14 protein-coding genes and 1 CRISPR repeat array are annotated in these 18,057 nt (G+C 55.9%); of the genes, 5 read left to right on the top strand and 9 right to left on the bottom strand.

The window, feature by feature from the left end; translation table 11 throughout:
- Positions 1-374 precede the first annotated feature (374 nt).
- Both nrdD and nrdG read left to right on the top strand, forming a co-directional pair.
- Positions 375-2,513, top strand: a complete 2,139-nt coding sequence (gene nrdD / locus DD586_RS01850; RefSeq protein WP_012883109.1) for an anaerobic ribonucleoside-triphosphate reductase — start codon at positions 375-377, stop codon at positions 2,511-2,513.
- Positions 2,514-2,614: 101 nt separating this feature from the next.
- Entirely contained in the window at positions 2,615-3,079 is a 465-nt protein-coding gene (nrdG, locus tag DD586_RS01845; protein WP_012883108.1) for an anaerobic ribonucleoside-triphosphate reductase-activating protein, read from the top strand.
- A 150-nt stretch (positions 3,080-3,229) separates the two neighbouring features.
- On the opposite strand, the gene DD586_RS01840 is transcribed toward nrdG, so the two are convergent.
- Positions 3,230-3,682, bottom strand: coding sequence for a YhbP family protein (locus DD586_RS01840; protein ID WP_012883107.1), 453 nt, complete (start codon positions 3,680-3,682; stop codon positions 3,230-3,232).
- A gap of 482 nt (positions 3,683-4,164) precedes the next feature.
- On the opposite strand from DD586_RS01840, the gene DD586_RS01835 reads away from it, so the two are divergent.
- Both DD586_RS01835 and DD586_RS01830 read left to right on the top strand, forming a co-directional pair.
- Entirely contained in the window at positions 4,165-4,740 is a 576-nt protein-coding gene (locus DD586_RS01835) for an Ail/Lom family outer membrane beta-barrel protein (protein ID WP_012883106.1), read from the top strand.
- 486 nt (positions 4,741-5,226) lie between these two features.
- Positions 5,227-6,906 carry a methyl-accepting chemotaxis protein gene (locus tag DD586_RS01830; protein WP_012883105.1) on the top strand — a complete coding sequence of 560 codons (1,680 nt, stop codon included), beginning with the start codon at positions 5,227-5,229 and terminating at the stop codon, positions 6,904-6,906.
- A gap of 61 nt (positions 6,907-6,967) precedes the next feature.
- Positions 6,968-7,667: direct repeats of the CRISPR family, unit length 29 nt; unit sequence CGGTTTATCCCCGCTGGCGCGGGGAACAC.
- Positions 7,668-7,751: 84 nt separating this feature from the next.
- On the opposite strand, the gene cas2e is transcribed toward DD586_RS01830, so the two are convergent.
- The 8 genes from cas2e to DD586_RS01790 form a co-directional block, all read right to left on the bottom strand.
- Positions 7,752-8,045 carry a type I-E CRISPR-associated endoribonuclease Cas2e gene (gene cas2e / locus DD586_RS01825; RefSeq protein WP_012883104.1) on the bottom strand — a complete coding sequence of 98 codons (294 nt, stop codon included), beginning with the start codon at positions 8,043-8,045 and terminating at the stop codon, positions 7,752-7,754.
- Positions 8,042-8,965 (bottom strand): type I-E CRISPR-associated endonuclease Cas1e, encoded by a 924-nt coding sequence (gene cas1e / locus DD586_RS01820; RefSeq protein ID WP_012883103.1) that lies wholly within the window; start codon positions 8,963-8,965, stop codon positions 8,042-8,044. Before cas1e ends, cas2e begins: the two co-directional genes overlap by 4 nt.
- Before the next feature lie 16 nt (positions 8,966-8,981).
- Positions 8,982-9,629 (bottom strand): type I-E CRISPR-associated protein Cas6/Cse3/CasE, encoded by a 648-nt coding sequence (cas6e, locus tag DD586_RS01815; protein ID WP_012883102.1) that lies wholly within the window; start codon positions 9,627-9,629, stop codon positions 8,982-8,984.
- Positions 9,629-10,366 (bottom strand): type I-E CRISPR-associated protein Cas5/CasD, encoded by a 738-nt coding sequence (cas5e, locus tag DD586_RS01810; RefSeq protein WP_012883101.1) that lies wholly within the window; start codon positions 10,364-10,366, stop codon positions 9,629-9,631. The genes cas6e and cas5e overlap by 1 nt, the downstream gene beginning before the upstream one ends.
- 7 nt (positions 10,367-10,373) lie before the next feature.
- A complete protein-coding gene (gene cas7e, locus DD586_RS01805; RefSeq protein WP_012883100.1) occupies positions 10,374-11,432 on the bottom strand; it encodes a type I-E CRISPR-associated protein Cas7/Cse4/CasC in 1,059 nt (352 codons plus the stop codon).
- The gene (gene casB / locus DD586_RS01800) at positions 11,429-12,148 is read right to left on the bottom strand and encodes a type I-E CRISPR-associated protein Cse2/CasB (protein WP_012883099.1); all 720 of its coding nucleotides are present in this window, start codon (positions 12,146-12,148) and stop codon (positions 11,429-11,431) included. Before casB ends, cas7e begins: the two co-directional genes overlap by 4 nt.
- The gene (gene casA / locus DD586_RS01795) at positions 12,141-13,676 is read right to left on the bottom strand and encodes a type I-E CRISPR-associated protein Cse1/CasA (RefSeq protein WP_012883098.1); all 1,536 of its coding nucleotides are present in this window, start codon (positions 13,674-13,676) and stop codon (positions 12,141-12,143) included. Before casA ends, casB begins: the two co-directional genes overlap by 8 nt.
- Before the next feature lie 262 nt (positions 13,677-13,938).
- Complete coding sequence (locus tag DD586_RS01790; RefSeq protein WP_012883096.1) at positions 13,939-16,692, bottom strand: CRISPR-associated helicase/endonuclease Cas3; 2,754 nt, start codon at positions 16,690-16,692, stop codon at positions 13,939-13,941.
- Positions 16,693-17,105: 413 nt separating this feature from the next.
- Here DD586_RS01790 and DD586_RS01785 point away from each other — a divergent pair, with 413 nt between their 5' ends.
- Positions 17,106-18,029, top strand: coding sequence for an aminoimidazole riboside kinase (locus DD586_RS01785; RefSeq protein ID WP_012883095.1), 924 nt, complete (start codon positions 17,106-17,108; stop codon positions 18,027-18,029).
- The last annotated feature ends 28 nt before the right edge of the window (positions 18,030-18,057 follow it).

Here is an 18,057-nt window from a genome sequence, read left to right as displayed (position 1 = left end):
TCACGTCATCGTATAAAAGAGATTTCCCGCCACCATACAAAAAGCCTATATGGATGTCTAGATGCCTTGATAGCTAAAAGCACAGACTGCCATCAAGTCAGTAATGACGGGGCCAGGTCGCCCTCATTACGTTTTGATCGTTATTTAACCAAGACTGATTTCTCTACGATGCTCAAATTTCCTTGAGCCAGGTCAATTTTAGCGCAATAAAACTGCCCCCCCTTCCAGGCGAATTCAATATATAGTGTCTATCCTTTTACAGAAACCTACATATTGTGTTTATCCACAAAACCATCCACAGCCTTCACGTCCGTGGTCAGACGTGGTTTTTGCCTGTGGATAACCTCAACAAAGGAAACACACCGAGGAATAACATGAAACCAGTAGTGATTAAGCGGGACGGATGTCAGGTACCTTTTGACGAAAACCGAATCAATGACGCGGTCATCAAAGCGGCTAGCGCTGCAGGTGTGGATGATGCGGACTACTGTGCCACCGTCGCCGCCGCCGTCGCTCAGCAAATGCAAGGGAAAGCGCGCGTTGATATTCGTGAGATCCAAAACGCGGTAGAAAACCTGCTGATGGCCGGCCAATACAAACAACTGGCGCGCACCTATATCGAATACCGCCACGATCGTGATGTCGCTCGCGAGCGTCAGGGCCGGTTAAATCAGGAAATTCGTGGGCTGGTAGAGCAGAGTAATATGGCGCTGCTCAACGAAAACGCCAATAAAGACAGCAAGGTTATTCCCACCCAGCGCGATCTGCTGGCGGGGATCGTCGCCAAGCATTACGCCAAACAGCACATCCTGCCGCGCGACGTGGTACTGGCACACGAACGTGGCGAGATTCACTACCACGACCTCGACTATTCGCCGTTCTTCCCGATGTTCAACTGCATGCTGATAGACCTCAACGGCATGCTGACGCAAGGGTTCAAGATGGGTAACGCGGAAATCGAGCCGCCGAAGTCCATCTCCACCGCCACGGCGGTTACCGCGCAGATCATCGCGCAGGTTGCCAGCCATATCTACGGCGGCACCACCATCAACCGCATTGATGAAATTCTGGCACCGTTCGTTACCGCCAGCCATGAAAAACACTGCGCTGTGGCCCGCGAATGGCAGATTCCCGATGCCGAAGGTTATGCCCGTAGTCGTACGGAAAAAGAGTGCTACGACGCCTTCCAGTCACTGGAATATGAAGTGAATACGCTGCATACCGCCAATGGCCAGACGCCGTTCGTCACCTTCGGTTTCGGGCTGGGCACCAGTTGGCAATCGCGGCTGATTCAACAGTCCATCCTGCGTAATCGTATCGCCGGACTGGGTAAAAACCACAAAACGGCGGTGTTCCCGAAACTGGTGTTCGCCATCCGCGACGGCCTCAACCACAAACCGGGTGACGCGAACTACGACATCAAGCAACTGGCGCTGGAGTGTGCCAGCAAGCGCATGTACCCGGATATCCTCAATTACGATCAGGTGGTGGAAGTCACCGGTTCGTTCAAAACGCCGATGGGTTGCCGCAGCTTCCTTGGCGTATACGAAGAAAACGGTGAGCAGGTCCACGACGGGCGTAATAATCTGGGCGTGATCAGCCTCAACCTGCCGCGCATCGCGCTGGAAGCCCACGGTGACGAAGCGCGTTTCTGGCAATTACTGGACCAGCGCCTACTGTTAGCTAAAAAAGCGCTGATGACGCGAATTGCCCGACTGGAAAATGTAAAAGCGCGTGTAGCGCCTATACTTTATATGGAAGGGGCATGCGGAGTACGCCTGAAGGCGGACGACAATATCGCCGAAATTTTCAAGAACGGCCGCGCGTCTATTTCGCTGGGTTATATCGGGGTGCATGAAACCATCAACGCCTTGTTCAGCAATCAGGTTCATGTGTTTGATGACGAAACCCTGCGCCAGAAAGCGGTGGCGATTGTCGCCCGTTTGAAGGCCGCCACCGAAAGCTGGAAAGAGGAGACCGGTTACGGTTTTAGCCTGTACAGCACGCCAAGCGAAAACCTGTGCGACCGCTTCTGCCGTCTGGATACCGCTGAGTTCGGCGTCGTAGCTGGCGTGACTGACAAAGGTTACTACACCAACAGCTTCCATCTCGACGTGGAGAAAAAGGTCAATCCGTACCAGAAGATCGATTTTGAGGCCCCTTACCCGCCGCTGGCGAATGGCGGTTTTATCTGTTACGGCGAGTATCCTAACTTGCAGCACAACCTCAAGGCGCTGGAAGACGTATGGGACTACAGCTACACCCGGGTTCCTTATTACGGCACCAATACGCCGATAGACGAGTGCTACGAGTGCGGCTATACCGGTGAATTCACCTGCACCAGTAAAGGCTTTACCTGCCCGCAGTGCGGTAACCACGACGCGGCACGGGTGTCGGTCACACGTCGGGTGTGCGGTTATCTGGGTAGCCCGGATGCACGTCCGTTTAACGCCGGTAAGCAGGAAGAAGTCAAACGCCGGGTAAAACACCTTGCCAGTGGGCAACTGGGCTGATAAGTCCGCGCCGTGCGCCTGATTTGCGCGCACGGCCTTATTCACGACTGCAGCCTGAGGCTGGTGCCGCCCGGCGGGCGGCCTTTTGGACGGTCATCGCTATGAACTACCATCAATACTACCCGGTGGATGTGGTCAACGGTCCGGGAACACGCTGCACCCTGTTTGTGGCAGGTTGCGAGCACCAGTGCCCCGGCTGTTATAACCAGAGTACCTGGCGCCTGAATTCCGGGCACCCATTCACACAGGAAATGGAAGATCGCATCATCGCCGATCTGCAAAATACCAACCTGCCGCTACAGGGGCTGTCGCTGTCAGGCGGCGATCCACTGCACCCGCAGAATGTGCCTGACGTACTACGGCTGGTACAACGGGTACACAATGAGTGTCCCGGCAAGGATATCTGGATGTGGACAGGCTACCAGTTGGATGAGCTGACGCCAGAACAGCACCAGGTCGTCGACTTGATTAACGTACTGGTGGACGGGCGTTTTATACAGGAACAGCGGGATTTAACGTTGGTATGGCGCGGCAGTCGCAATCAGGTGATTCACCATCTGCGCTGATAACTGACATCTGGGGTGATAGCTGGCACCGACGCAGGCATTCCTCCCGGCAGGCAACCGTGTGGCGCCTTCGCGCCACCGGCAACCGAGGTCGCTGCACCGAGTCCCTACTTCAACGCGCCCTCATCGACGCGCTCTCATTGATGAACGTTAACACGCCTCCGCTACGGTATCACGACGCCAGAGGTGTTTCTTTCCGAACCCCAGCGCGTTGTCGGTCATCTTCATTTCGTTGAGCGACAGTTTCCAGACCGGTGCGCCGCTACTGCGCGCAATGGGAAACCGAACGTTATAACGATTACGTGCCTGTGTTTCTTCATCACCGCTCAAGCGGCTGATTTCCCCCAGAAACTGCACGCCTCTAATCAGCAACACGCTTTTGGGCTGGCCGTTGACCGTACCGGCCACGCGCGGACAGCGTCGCATGATCTCACCATGCCGCGTATCCGGCTCCGTCATCAGATAAAAAGCAATCTTTTCATCATCAAATACATAAAAGCAGTTGGCGCACCATAAATCGTCATCGTCACTGACACACAGCGTCAACACATGCAACTTCTTCAGATAGCGGGAAATGACTCCCAAGGTATTCTCTGCTTCCACGGCCTCTCTCCGGGTGGAACGTCGTTAATCCTTGCCTGACCGGATAGCATCAGTCCCTGTCATTGTGAACTGCACATAATGCCACTTCCCGGGCAAAATAAAGACCTGTCGCGCCGGTATTTTGCCCGTGGATAATAGAAAAAACGGATAACATCTTCACAGAAAGGGAATTTTTGGGTGGTTTGACCAGTTAAGGGGCGTGAACCCTCGCCTAAAACCGACAATTATGCTGTTTTCACCCCCATCAATGCCTCTTGCCGTGAATTATTTCTTCGTCTCGCCGATAACACACCCGCGTGATAACAAGGACTCCATCAACCCAGTGTGCCGAGTACTATTCGGCGGCGCACCTTTCGGTTGCGTACATCATTGGGTTTTTCCTGCCGTTGTCTCTGCTCTACATAATTCAGCAAACCTCCTCTGGCACAGAGGTGCTTTGGGGAGTGAGACGTAAAAAATAAAACCTTCAAATGGATAGGATAATGAAAAAAATAGTGTTATCGGCGTTATTGGCAAGTGGATTGCTCTGTGGACTGACCGCTCATGCAGGCATGAATACCTTTTCTGTCGGGTATGCACAAAGCAAAATTCAGGGTCTGAAAAACATTGGCGGCGTTAATGTGCAATACCGCTATGAAGTGGACTCAGTGCTTAGCCTGATTGGTTCCTTTTCTTATCTTGATGGCGATGCTGACGTATCAAACCGTATTAGTGACGATGTGATCCGTAATCATGCCGACAGCAAATACTACTCGTTCCTGGTAGGCCCGGCTTATCGCATCAACCCCGTGGTCAGTGTATATGCGCTGATTGGTACCGCTCACGTTAAAACCGATGTCTCTTCCGAGTGGTTCAATTTCGAAAGCGGTAAAGGGTTAATCAGCCAGGGGACGCAAAAGAGTACATTCTCATCGAACGCCTTCGCTTATGGTGCCGGGGTTATCATCAATCCGGTAGAAAACCTGTCTGTCAACCTAGGTTACGAAGGAACCAAAGCGGATATCAATGGCAATCGCGCCATCAACGGCTTTACTGTCGGTGTTGGCTATCGATTCTGAGTTGCTCACCGTATTCCCCGCAGGTATCTCATCACCGCCTGCGGGGACATAACATGCCCTAATCTCACCAGCACACGGCAATATACCGTGAATCATCTACAATTATTCTGGCTATCCGGCTGGCCTTGCCACGGCTGGCAGCAGATTACTCAAAATAATGTGAGGTGAATAAAACATTACTCAATAAAACTTTGATTTCCACCACTGTCTGTACCCTAAATAGCATCATGGTGCAGGAGAAGAAAAGAGGACATAACCAAACAGTTACGTTGACGTGCATCTACGTGATAATAACCTTTTATTGTTAATAAAAATGCGTCTTAATACATTGAATGTTAATTAAATTAATCGGGAATTAGCCATATTTAGACACTCCGTCGTACCTTCTACATTATTCGCGTTGCGAAAATAAATGACTAAACATATCCGTTATGTCGAACATAGGGGAAATCTGACAACCAGTGGCAGAGAAACCCGGGAGAAAAAATGAAAAACTACAAAATCGGTACTCGGTTATCCGTAGGGTTTGGGATACTTATCGCGTTTTCGTTGATTATGCTTGCCAGCGGTATTTATCAACTCAACCAGATAACCCGGAACGCAGAACAAATCATGCTGGTGCCGCTGCGCAAAGAACGACTGGTCGCTGACTGGGCAGCAACGCTCGCAGCCGGGATACAGCGGACCACCGCCACTGCACGTAGCAGCGACCCTTCTCTGGCGCAGGTGTTCGCGGCAGATAACGCCAACGCCACCAAAGAGAACAACGAACGTGTAGCAAAATTTACCGAGCTGGTGTCGTCAAAAGAAGAACAAGGACTATTGGATCAACTCAACGCCGACCGTCAGGCCTATATCAAAGCGCGCGATGAAATTTTCAGCGCGAAAGCCTCGGGGAACGCGGAACAAGCCAAGCAGGTCTTTGAGCAGAGATTATTGCCGGTCTCCGTTCAATACCAAAAAAGCATGAGCATACTGCGAGACTACCAACGTACCAATATTGACCGCATGCGAGAGGAGATTTCAGCACGGGCGCAGAGCAGTTACCTGTTCCTCGGCGTGCTCGGTCTGATGATTACCCTCATCGGCTCGCTGCTTGCCTGGATGCTGACCCGCAGTATTGTGCGCCCGCTGCAAACCGCCGTTCAGGTGACGAACGCTGTCGCCAGAGGGGACCTCACCGCAGAGATTTCACCACAAGGTCGTGATGAACTGGCACAGTTGCAACATGCGCTACGGGAAATGACCGGCCAGTTGCGTACCGTCGTCGGGGAAGTGCGCGAAGGGGCTGAAGCGATCGCCGGAGCATCATCTCAGCTCTCTGCTGGCAATCAGGATCTTTCCGGCCGTACTGACGAGCAGTCCAGTGCGTTGCAGGAAACCGCCGCATCGATAGAGCAACTGACCTCCACCGTTCGGCAGAATGCCGATAACGCCAGACAGGCAAACCAACTGGCACAGGATACCGCCAGCCAGGCGCAATCCGGCGGGCAACTGGTTAGTGAGGTGGTGCAAACCATGGGCGCTATCGACAGTTCCTCCAAGAAAATTGTCGATATCATCGGCGTTATCGACAGCATCGCGTTTCAAACCAACATTCTGGCGCTTAACGCAGCGGTTGAAGCCGCCCGCGCCGGTGAGCAAGGCCGCGGGTTCGCGGTGGTGGCAAGTGAGGTGCGCAACCTGGCACAACGCAGTGCTTCTGCGGCCAGAGAAATCAAGGAACTGATCGGCCATTCAGTCGAAACGGTGGATGCCGGGAACCGACTGGTGGAAAAAGCCGGGGTCTCCATTCAGGGGATTGTGGATGGCGTGCGCAAAGTCAGTGAACTGGTTGGTGAGATCAGCGTCGCCAGTCAGGAGCAGTCACTGGGCATCGAGCAGGTCAACCAGGCGATTAATAAAATGGAACAAACCACGCTGCAAAATGCCTCGCTGGTCAGAGAGGGTTACAATGCCACGCAATCCCTGCAACAGCAGGCCGAGCAGTTAAAACAGGTGGTCAGTATTTTCCATCTCGAAGAAGCAAGGGGTGGGTCTTACAACCTGGCGGGTAACCGACCGATGATTTCGCCTTCATCGGCACCGGCAGCGAAGACGCTAGCGCTCAAAAAACCCGCCGCCGCTAAAACATCAGCCAGCGCAGACGACTGGCAATCGTTTTAACCCTGTCTGACGGCCACCCACATCGGGCACGCGTAATCACACCGCGTGCCCGATTTGTTTCTGATTTATCCCCACTGGCGCGGGGAACACATCTGCCGCAACTTTAGATGCATCAGCGTTTACGGTTTATCCCCGCTGGCGCGGGGAACACATAAGGTGCACTAAAAATTATTTTATAGCTGACGGTTTATCCCCGCTGGCGCGGGGAACACGTGCACGGATTCCTGAGCCATCTCAAGGGGTGCGGTTTATCCCCGCTGGCGCGGGGAACACTCTCATGCACGTAAATTCTCCGTTATCCCAAACGGTTTATCCCCGCTGGCGCGGGGAACACGATGCCAGTCGCGCCCTTTCGTCGTCAATCGCCGGTTTATCCCCGCTGGCGCGGGGAACACTGCTTCGCTCAGTTGTTTTACTAGTTTCCTAGCGGTTTATCCCCGCTGGCGCGGGGAACACAGATAATAGATAACAATTCGATTATCCTCTTCCGGTTTATCCCCGCTGGCGCGGGGAACACCACTGCCAATTGAACCAGCAAGTTTACGCGCCCGGTTTATCCCCGCTGGCGCGGGGAACACGAGGTCGCGGTAAATTCTGCGGCTGAAAAAGCCGGTTTATCCCCGCTGGCGCGGGGAACACTTCACGACAACGCAGTAGAAACCAGGTTTCATCGGTTTATCCCCGCTGGCGCGGGGAACACACATCTTCAACCTTCAGAAAGAGGGGATTAGCCGGTTTATCCCCGCTGGCGCGGGGAACACTCTAAAAGTATATACCTGTTTTATAAGGTATTTTTAAGGCCGTAAAATTCCACCGATTTTTCCCGGTTGTTAAAGAGCGCTAACTTACTGATTTTCAACAGGGTGAAAAGAGACTAACCGCAAACCATCGAGATCCACCGGCATCCGGCGGTTTTCGCCGAAGGTCTGGAACTCAAAACCGGACTCGGTGTTGGTGGCCCAGGCCATCACCACATTGCCCTGTTCGGCCAGTTCCACCACCTGCTGCCAGATCATCTCCCGTACCCGGCGCGAGGTATCACCCACATAGACGCCAGCGCGTACCTCCAGCAGCCAAACCGCCAGCCGACCGCGCAAGCGCGGCGGCACGTTTTCCGTTACCACCACCAGCATGCTCATCCGCCATGCCCCCGGTGCCCGGCGTCACCAAAGGGTGCCGGTTCGGGAATGGCGGGCGGTTGTGCGTCTGGCGGTGCCTGCGGTGGCTCAATCTCACCGGCGGCCAGTACGTCTTCAATCAGGGGAATCAGTTTGGCCAGCGTTTGCTGGCTGCGGAAAATATCACGGCAGGCCACCCGCACCTCACGATCCGGCTCCAGCGGGTTGCGGGCGGCAATCTCGAACGCTTTGGGCACCACACCGTCAAACTTGATGATGTCGGCAATGTCGTACACAAACGATAACGGCTTGCCGCTATGGATAAAACCGATAGCCGGCGCATAGCCCGCTGCCAGTATCGCCGCTTCGGTAATGCCGTAAAGGCAGGCGGTGGCAGCGCTGATACACTGGTTGACTTTATCGCCACGCGCCCAGTCTTTCGGGTCGTAGCGGCGGCCATCCCATTTCACGCCGTACTGTTTTGCCAGCAGGCTGTAAGTCTGGCGCACCCGCGCGCCTTCAATGCCGCGCAGTTGCTCGACAGAGCGGCGGCTGGGTGCCGGTTCGCCAAAACGCAGTTCGAACATGCGCCGCACCACTTTCAGCCGCAGTTCTTCATCCAGCGCCAGCCGCGCCTGATACAACAACCGGTCGGAACGTGCACCGCCCGGTTGCCCGGCGGCGTATAGCCTTACCCCGGCCTCCCCCACCCACACCAGCAGCGTGCCGACGGTCGCCGCCAGCTTAGCCGCCGCGTGGGAGACGCGGGTGCCCGGCTCCAGCATGATGCAGGCCACCGAGCCAACCGGAATGTGGGTACGCACGCCGGTTTTATCGATCAGCACAAACGCGCCGTCCACCACGTCAATCTGCCCGTATTGCAGGAAGATCATCGAGGTGCGGTCTTTGAGCGGGATCGGGTTTAATGGAACGAATGACATAGCAGCCTCCCGCTGATTACGCCCGACGCAGCAACAGCAGCCCACACCCCAGTGCCCGGCTTTTCCCCAGCCCGTTCCTGACTGCCTGCGCAAAACGTTCAGCGTCGGTAATGCGTAGCAGACCGTCAAAATCCACCGAACTGAAACTCACCGGCTCGGTTTGCTGCGGCTTATACCAACGCTGGCGCTGATAACCGTCAACACGACAGGCATTGACCTCAAACCCCCACTGCTCGCCCTGACGCACCAGCCAGTCGGTCGCCGCCTGCTGCTGACGCGGCCAAATCTCCGCCGCGTCCGCCCCTTGTGCTTTGGCCTGATATTTGGCATCCATCAGCACATCGCTACGCTTTTTCTGGCGCGTCACCACCGGGTTAGCACGCAGGGAAAACGCCAGTTGCATCCCGGCGTTCAGTTGCGGTTGCCACGGTTTGGTTTCCACCTCGAACAGGTTGTGATCCTGCCGGGGTGCACAGGCCGAAAGCAAGTAATAGCGGCTGACATCGGCATGGGAGTCCTGCCGAAACAAAAAGCTGCGCTGCTGCTCATGCGGGAACAGTTGCCACAACCACTGGTGGCTGGCATACACTGGCGATGTCAGCCATTTCTCCGCCATCGCTGACGGCAGCGCCGCCGGTTGCAGCGTGACACGGGAAAAGAACATTACTGACCTCCTTTCAGTACGCCGTGGCACTGTATCCGTGTGGTGAACTGCCAGCGCCGACGGCTGGTGGGCTGGTCGCTACGCTCCACCGCCATCATCGCGTCACTTTCAGCAACATCCTCACCCGGCTCCCAGTAACAACTGCCGTCGGGTTGGTTGATAAACTCCAATGCCGGGTCGTTGAGCAATGGCGTATCGTCAACCTGTCGCCACACCTCAGCCAGCGAACCACACAGCAGATGCGGTGCCAGCGGCAACGCCAGCGGGCAACTTTTGCGGCCGAGATAGAGCGGGAACACCGGGGTGCGCAACGCCTGCGCCAGTTGTGAAAGTGTGACGGGCGCGCCCTCAGTCGCACTCACCGCCACGTGGTAATACGCATCACAGCGGTATTCACGGGCGGTCAGCAGCGTTTCCAGCCCTTGTTCCGGGTCAGAACACAGCTCATCACGCCGGGTATAGCGCACCCGTTTGCGCTCTTCACGTGGCATCTGCACGGTGTGGTAATCTCGCAGCCAGCCTTCACGGCGAGAAAGTGCTCGCACCGCAAAACGGTAGTGTGCGTTAAATTGAGCCAACCGCGCTTCTTCATCACGGCGGATACCGAGTGCCGCCGCCAGCAACCCCAGCAGCGCAGAACGGCTCGGCACGGGTGAGGTATGGCGCACCTCACCCACCGCCGGTTCCCCCCAGGAAGCCAGCGGCGCATACAGCTGAAATACCAGATACTCGGTCATGCCAACCTCACTGGCTGATGAAATCCAACAGTTGCGGCAGGCTACCAACACCGGCTTCAACATTCAGCACGTAATCGCTCATGCCTTCAGCGCCGTAAGCGCGGTTGAACTTCTCCTGTTGGCTTTTCAGCGCAGTGATGGCGGTTTCCAATGGTTCATCGCCACGCACCGGTTTAAAGAATGCCACTGACAGCGCCCGCGGCTGTGCCGGGCCACGCTCCGCTAGCACGTAAGAGGCGTAGGCACGGGAAGCAAAGCTATTCTGCTTGCCCGTCGGTGACACGGTAAGCGCCGTTTCGCCCAGCGCCCGCAATGTGCGCTGCACCAGCGCTTCATCACCACTGAGGTTTTCCAGTAACCGATCGCGATCGATACAGATGTACTGATAGAACAATGCCGAGGCAAAGCCCTGCTCGCCCATGTGACCAGAGCCGCTGTTGTCATCGGTATTGAGATCATCCACCGCAGTGAAAAAATCATCTTCTACCGTGACTGCGCTGACACCCAGCGCGTGCGCCACCTGACAGGCCGCTTCCACGTTGAACTCCGGGCTGGAAGCCAACATGCGGCCAAACAGGGCGATGTCAACGCTCGCCACCGCTTTGCGCAGCAGTTTCAGCTCTTCACTGTTGGGTTCACGGGTTTCGGCGATCAGTGTCGCCACCAGTTGGTCTATCCGCGCCCGTTCCGGCACGCTGATGTGCGCCAGCTGCTCGATGTCGAATTTTTCAAGCGGGTCGGGGCTGTTTTTCTCTGGGTTTTTAGGCTTGCCAAATTGTTTGGCAATCTCTTTCGCCGCGTCTTCGGCAGTTTTGGTGGTTACGCCGCCGTTAATAAGCTGCTGATAAACCTCGCGCCCCAGCCGCCGGGTACGCTTGCCGATATGCTCACCCAGCGCGTTTTCAAACACTGCTGAGGTGCGCCAGGCGCGCTTAAGGCTCTGGGATGATACCCGTAGCCGTTCTACGCCGCCGACCTGAGCGGTTTTCGGGCGGCCGGTATCGTCACGGTTAAGGTTGGCAGGGGCGTAAGCCGTCAAAAAATGCAGTTGAATAAAGTTGGTCATGCCGGTTCCTTGTTGTCGGTCGGGTGGTTTCCGTTAGCGTCTTGTGGGGCTGATGGCGCCTCGTCCGGTGCCGGTTCCAGGGGTGTCTGGTTGTATTCACACGCCCAGCGCACCGCGTTGCGTTTCAGTGGGTTGGCGTGTGCGGACAGGTTATGTTGCCGGGCGTGCCATTCCTCCATCCACAGCAGGATGCCGTCAGCCAGCGACGGCAGATTCACACCTGCGCTGCCGCGAATCGTCACCGCCCGAATCAGCAAGCGGCACAATTCTTCCGGCGTTTGCGCACGCAGCAGCCGTTCAAAACGCAGCGCTGACAGGTAACGCCGATCGTTGTTTGGGCTGACGGGTTCTCCCAGTTGCGCAGCGAAACTTTTCTTGTCGTTGTTCACGTCGGCATGGGCCGCCACGGCGGCAAATATTGCTACACCGAGCAGGCGATGTTGCTTGTCGCCAATCACCCCGGCCAGCATATTCGACAGCCGCATAAACCCCTGACAGGTCAGCGCGCCATAAGGGGCAGCGGCGCGCCGCAACGCCGCCCGATCTGCCCGGCCATTATGGGTGTCGTTATACCGGTTTTGTAATTGCGTAAACCAAGCCTCTATTTTCTCCGCTGCTGGCGGGTCTATCACCAGCAGCGTTGCGGTACTATTCTTGTGACCATTCTTCTTGTGACCATTCTCCTTGTTACCGTTCTCCCTACTCCCTTTATCCATTCGCCGGTTCCTCTTGAGGTTGCAATCCTTTGAGCTGTTTCATTGATTTCTGGCCGTGGAATAGCTTCACCATGTTGCTGCGCGCTTCTACCGCTCGCGTCAGGTCACCTTGCTGGTCTGGGTTGCCGAATGTCAGCCGGTCGAAGGTGCCGATAAGATACATGTAGAGCTGATTTCGCCAGGCATTAAGCGCCGCGACAGGGCAACCGCCCCCGGCAATAGAACGATAAAGCTGCCGGAAAAACTGTTCGGTCTCCTGCCAGAACGACACATCGATGAAGCTGAAATCCCCCCCTACGTCTTTCGGACGGCTAAACCAGGCCGCTTTTACCGACTGACGCAGCAGTTGCTGGGCGTCGTGCGCCATCTGCAAGCCCAGTGGCAGGTAGTCTTTTACTGCCGGGTTAATCTCTTTCCACACCGGCACCCGGTGCTCGTACCAGCAACGGGCTTTCATGTTGTCCATGTCGTAGCCAAAGCACCACAGCCCGACTTTATAACGCAGCGGTACGCGCTGCTGATTGAGGCTCACTACACGTGCAGGCAACGTCTGGTTAAGCCCATCTTGTGCGCCGATAACCAACCCCAGCCAGTCGCGGTAGGAAAGCCCGCCTGGCTGGCCTTTGATCGATAGCAACGTGCCATCTTTCAGTGACTTGCGATAAGGCGTCAGCGGATGCAGCCAGTGTTCGTACTGCACACCGTAGTTTTTGGTGCGGTAGTGCGTCAGCAGGTGGTCTGAACTGTCGCCACACAGGTCACAATGGCCGGACTCGGTATGACTGAAATCGAGTTCGATACGGCGCGGCATGCCCCAAAACGCCTGCAACGGGTGCGCGTTTTCCGGCGTCACCTTGTCTTTGTCGCCTTCGCTGGTACGGGTGGCCTTGAGCCAGGGGAACACCGACGCATCGCACCGCCCCCGCTCGCCGGGGATGACGTTAGCCCACAGTTTACGCCACAGCGGCACCGGTCGGTGCGCATCGTAAGGCATCAACAGGGTAGTAATCGGGCCGCCGCCACGTAATCCAACGCGATGGCCAACACCACCCGACGGTGCGTTGGTTTGCAGCGTATAAAGCGCCAGCGCGGCGCAGTGCGGGCAGATAGCGTTTACCGTACCGCGTTTGACGAAGTGGTCTTTGTTGAGTTTGAGGGTGTTGCCACCCGGCGCATCGATCAATAAACCGGAAATCGGGTTGTTATCGGCATCCAACGATGAGAAATCCTGCATAAATGCAGGTTTATCAGTGCCAAACTGAAATGCCGGTGCCAGACTATCCAACGCCTGTATCCAGCCGTCGCCCAGTCCTTCTCGCCAGATATCTTCCCAGCCTTCATCATCCGGCGGCGGGTAGGCGGTTTGCAGCAAACCGATCAGCAACTGCCAGGCTGCGCCCTGAAAATCAGGCCGTGGACACGCCAGATCGATAATCCGGTCGTCGGCCAGTTGCCGTGGAGAAATATGGGTGCGGTGCCCGTCCGCGCCCACTACCGGTAACCAGGGTGTGTCAATCAGTGAAAACATGAACCTACCTCTTCAGTAAGGCCTCATCCGTGAGGTCGTCATGATTCCTGTTATTGTTTTCTGCCTCCGTGCGGCCAGAGTCCGCGCCAGAGGCACCGATGTTTCCCGGTGAACAAAAACTGCCTAAGCAGCAAAAAATCCTTGAAAAACAGTCCTATTACTTTGAGGCCGTGACCAACAGCTCCATGGGTATAAAGACAATTTATGTCGGTAACGATGAAGCGTTTCCTGCTTACAACCTTAAAAGCGACCCGTTATCCGGCTACCTTGCTATCAAGTCCGTTGCAACCAACCCCGTGTCAGCACGGTAGTAATGCGCCACCTCACCCGGCGTCAGCAGCAATACCTCCGCGCCGGGGCGGTGCAGTTGTTGCCGGAAGCGTTCCAGTAAATCGCCCTGTAACGTCGGCCACCCGTTTTGGTGTTGCTGCCACCAACGCTTTCGTACCGACAGACGGCTTCTCTCCCAGCTAAACTCGCCTTCCCCAGCATAGGGCTGTGGTAGTGCATCATCACTCTCAGCACGCCAGGCCAGATACACATCCTGCGATTCCTCGCCTGCGCGGGTAAACAGCTCGGCGTCATCGTGCCAGCCGCACTGTGCTGCGGCCACGCAGTACCCCAATGAAAACGTCAGCGAAGATTGTGCCGCAACGGTGCGATCACCCAGTTGCTTTCCTTGCGCCTGATAATCCCCCTCCTCCAGTGCGACGGGGGCCGCAATACGCTGCTCATACACACTGTCTATCAGCAAACGCGCCTCTTCCGGCATACGTAACGCCCCTCGCTCACGCAGTATTGCCTGGGTGCGCCACAACACCGCCTGATGCGAATACACCGCGCCGGTGCCACGCAATTCCGCGCCCAGCCAGTCGCGTCCGGCATCCGGTTGCCACGCCGGTGCCAGCACCCACAACACCGGCGCGGCGCGTTCGTCCCGCGCTGGCATGTCGTCACTCGGCGGTTTACAGCTACCGTCGGCCCGGCGAATATGCCGTTGCAACCGCCCCGCGCGCTGGATCAACAGATCCACCGGTGCCAGGTCGCTTATCATCACGTCCACATCGATATCCAGCGACTGCTCTACCACCTGCGTGGCAATCAGCACCTTGCCGCGTCGTGTCTCCCCGTCGCTGTGTTTGCCAAAGCGTTCAATCGCCCTGTCTTCAATCGCCATACGGTCACAAAACGCAAACCGGCTGTGGAACAGCAACACGTCGTCCGCTGCTATCTCACCGCTCTGACACAGTTGTTGCCAGGCGGCTATCGCATCATCCACCGTGTTGCGGATCCAACACACGCACTGCCCGCTCGCTACCGCCTGACAAATTCGTTCAATGGCGTCAGCACGGTGGGATAACCACGCCACCGCCACGGTACGGCGGACCTCAGCACGGGTTTCTACTGGCCATTCATGCAACACCTGCGCATTAACATAGGTAAACCACGGATAACCGGCCTGTTCCGCCAGTTCACCGGCGGGCTGCTGCATACCCCGGTAAAATGCCTGAACTAACCGCTCCCGCTGCGATGCCGAAAGCGTAGCGGTCAGAATGATCGCGCTGCCGCCCTGACTGGCGTGGAAAGCCAGCAGGTTTTCCAGCAAGCGGCTGGTATAGGCGTCGTACGCATGTACCTCATCCAACAGCAGGATTTTGCCGCTCAGCCCCAACAGACGCAGCGACTGGTGCCGAAACGGCATCACCGCCATCAATGCCTGATCGAGCGTACCGACGCCCACATCTGCCAGCAGCGCTTTCTTGCGCGAATCGGCAAACCACTGGTTGCATGCGGCACTGGCACTACCTTCATCCGGGCCGTAGCGCACCGGCCCGGTTTGCTCCGCTCCCCATAACGACAACCGGAAATCCGCCACCATATTGCGGGCACCGTGCGCCAGCATCAGCGAAGGCAAACCGAATTCGCTAAACAGTGTGCGATAGGCTTTCGATAACCGGCGGCACATGGCGTTAGCGGTCGCCATCGTTGGCAGACCGACATACAGCCCGTCGCCATACCCAGCGCTTAATAAGCGATGTGTCAACACCAACGCCGCCTCGGTCTTACCCGCTCCGGTGACGTCTTCCAGCAAAAAAAGCTGTGGGCCGGGCGTGCTGATATCCACCGTCATGGCCTGCTGCTGTAACGGTGTCGGTTGGGTAATAAAAGGAAACAGGGCCTGCATTCCCTGAAACGGCGCAACGTCGCAAGCGGCAGGCAGGCGCAACACGGCGTTTTCCGCCTGCGGTAACGCATATTCACGCCAGTAATCCGCCAGTGCCATCGGCTGTGAGCAATAAGGGAAATCGGCCTGGGATGAGCCAGCCCAGTCCGCCAGCACCACACAACCGGCCAACGACCAGCTTCGCTGTTGCAGCAATGCCCGCCAGGGTCTATCGCTAAATTCGTCAGGAAACGCGGTTAATTGCGGAAAAACTGTGCGCAAATCGGTCAGGTAAGCCTGCGCGGCCAGAATGTCATCCGGGTGAAACGCCAGCGCACTGTTATCTTCTTCCAGTGGCGGCTGGCCGTGGTGACCACACATCAACCGTAGCCACAGGTCCATCACATAATGAAATTTGTCGGCATGGGAAACCGCCGGTAACCAACTGGCGTCATGCTCCCAGCGCTCGTAGAGTCGATGACGCCACAGCCATAACCCTAACGAATCATGCCGCACTGGCGACGCTTGCCCCGAGGCACGCACCAGCGGCGCATCGGGGTTCTGGTATAACCGTTGGAAACTGCGGGCAAATTTACCGATATCGTGCCAGGCCAGAAACCACGCCAGCCATAATGCGGCGCTCTCTTCCTCTAATCCCAGCGACTGCATGTGATCACGGACATGAAAACGATTATGTTTCACCAGCCAATACCCACAGGCCGCCACATCCAGACAGTGATAGGGCAACAAATGGTACGGCGCATCGTTTTCATTTTCAGAAGACGACTGTGCTTTACCCCAATAATGAAAATAGGGCGCAGATAACCGTTCCAAATGGACTGCCTCGGGCATGACGTACCTCATCGGCTGATGAGTGATTTACTATAAAGTATGGAAAATTAATATTCTGTGACAAGATAATTTTTATAAATAAAAAAGCGACTTATCGCACAAGCAATATTCGTTAGCCGGGAAATAATACTCGGAAATAAATATAATATGACCGTGATAATAATTATAAAAAAATATACCCCACATCATCAGGATAATTATTTTTTATAATGCCGTGCTATCTGATTTTTTTATCCCCTGACATTCAGCCAACTGCCATGTGTGATCCCGTCGAGATAAGCCACCACATAACGGTGATTAAGTTGCGCTTCTGATGCGCTTTGCACGCCTGTTATCTATCAACAAGTTGATTAGCTAAACCGTTTCTTCTATGTTAGCTGGTAGTTTAGTAATCCCCGATAAAGAGTGTAACTATGTCTCACAAAGTATGGGTAATGGGTGATGCTGTGGTCGATCTCATTCCAGAAGGCGAAGACCGCTACCTGAAATGCCCAGGCGGTGCCCCCGCCAATGTCGCCGTAGGCGTTGCCCGATTGGGCGGCCACAGCGGCTTTATCGGCCGTGTTGGCGACGATGCATTTGGTTATTTCCTGCGCGATGTACTGGCCCGTGAACGGGTGGACGTTCGCCACATGCAACCGGATACGGAGCATCGCACCTCCACCGTGGTGGTAAGCCTGGACGAACAAGGCGAGCGCACCTTCACCTTTATGGTGCGTCCCAGTGCTGACTTATTCCTTCAACCCTCTGATCTACCTGAATTTCAGCGTAGCGAATGGCTGCACCTGTGTTCTATCGCGCTGTCTCGCGAGCCCTCACGCAGCACGGCGATCGACGCGATACACCGAATACGCGCAGCACAAGGCTGGGTGAGTTTTGACCCGAATATCCGCGTCGATTTATGGAGTAGCGAGCAGGCGCTGAGGGAGAGTCTGGATCAGGTGCTGGCGCTGGCGGATGTGGTCAAGCTATCACAAGAGGAATTTGTGTTTCTGAGCGGCAGCGACGATATCCGCCAGGGTAGCGGCATGTTGATGGCCCGTTACCCTATCAAACGATTGCTGATTACTCAGGGCGGCGACGGCGTCTGGCTACATGATGGCCACCAGTTGCACCACTTTCTGGCGCAACGCGTCACCCCCATCGATACCACCGGTGCCGGAGATGCCTTCGTTGCCGGTATGCTCGCAGCATTGGCTGGCTACGATAGCCTGTATCAGGTTGATGACTGGCATGCGGTACTGACACAGGCACAACGCTGCGGTGCGCTGGCGACCACAGCCAAAGGCGCGATGACTGCCCTGCCGTTCACTCATCAGCTCACTTCCGCGTTATAACGCCACCGAGACTGTTCCCGACAACCGA

Source organism: Dickeya parazeae Ech586, from assembly GCF_000025065.1.
GTDB lineage: Bacteria > Pseudomonadota > Gammaproteobacteria > Enterobacterales > Enterobacteriaceae > Dickeya > Dickeya zeae.
Note: the sequence above shows the minus strand (reverse complement) of the source record. Positions and strands in the feature narration are given on the sequence as shown.

Bases quoted from the DNA above. Each gene is read 5' to 3' on its own strand.
- nrdG (WP_012883108.1), top strand. From the start codon at position 2,615: ATGAACTACCATCAATACTACCCGGTGGATGTGGTCAACGGTCCGGGA.
- DD586_RS01790 (WP_012883096.1), bottom strand. From the start codon at position 16,692: ATGCCCGAGGCAGTCCATTTGGAACGGTTATCTGCGCCCTATTTTCAT.
- DD586_RS01830 (WP_012883105.1), top strand. From the start codon at position 5,227: ATGAAAAACTACAAAATCGGTACTCGGTTATCCGTAGGGTTTGGGATA.
- casB (WP_012883099.1), bottom strand. From the start codon at position 12,148: ATGGATAAAGGGAGTAGGGAGAACGGTAACAAGGAGAATGGTCACAAG.
- cas1e (WP_012883103.1), bottom strand. From the start codon at position 8,965: ATGTCATTCGTTCCATTAAACCCGATCCCGCTCAAAGACCGCACCTCG.
- DD586_RS01785 (WP_012883095.1), top strand. From the start codon at position 17,106: ATGTCTCACAAAGTATGGGTAATGGGTGATGCTGTGGTCGATCTCATT.
- casA (WP_012883098.1), bottom strand. From the start codon at position 13,676: ATGTTTTCACTGATTGACACACCCTGGTTACCGGTAGTGGGCGCGGAC.
- cas2e (WP_012883104.1), bottom strand. From the start codon at position 8,045: ATGAGCATGCTGGTGGTGGTAACGGAAAACGTGCCGCCGCGCTTGCGC.
- nrdD (WP_012883109.1), top strand. From the start codon at position 375: ATGAAACCAGTAGTGATTAAGCGGGACGGATGTCAGGTACCTTTTGAC.
- cas6e (WP_012883102.1), bottom strand. From the start codon at position 9,629: ATGTTCTTTTCCCGTGTCACGCTGCAACCGGCGGCGCTGCCGTCAGCG.
- cas7e (WP_012883100.1), bottom strand. From the start codon at position 11,432: ATGACCAACTTTATTCAACTGCATTTTTTGACGGCTTACGCCCCTGCC.
- DD586_RS01835 (WP_012883106.1), top strand. From the start codon at position 4,165: ATGAAAAAAATAGTGTTATCGGCGTTATTGGCAAGTGGATTGCTCTGT.
- cas5e (WP_012883101.1), bottom strand. From the start codon at position 10,366: ATGACCGAGTATCTGGTATTTCAGCTGTATGCGCCGCTGGCTTCCTGG.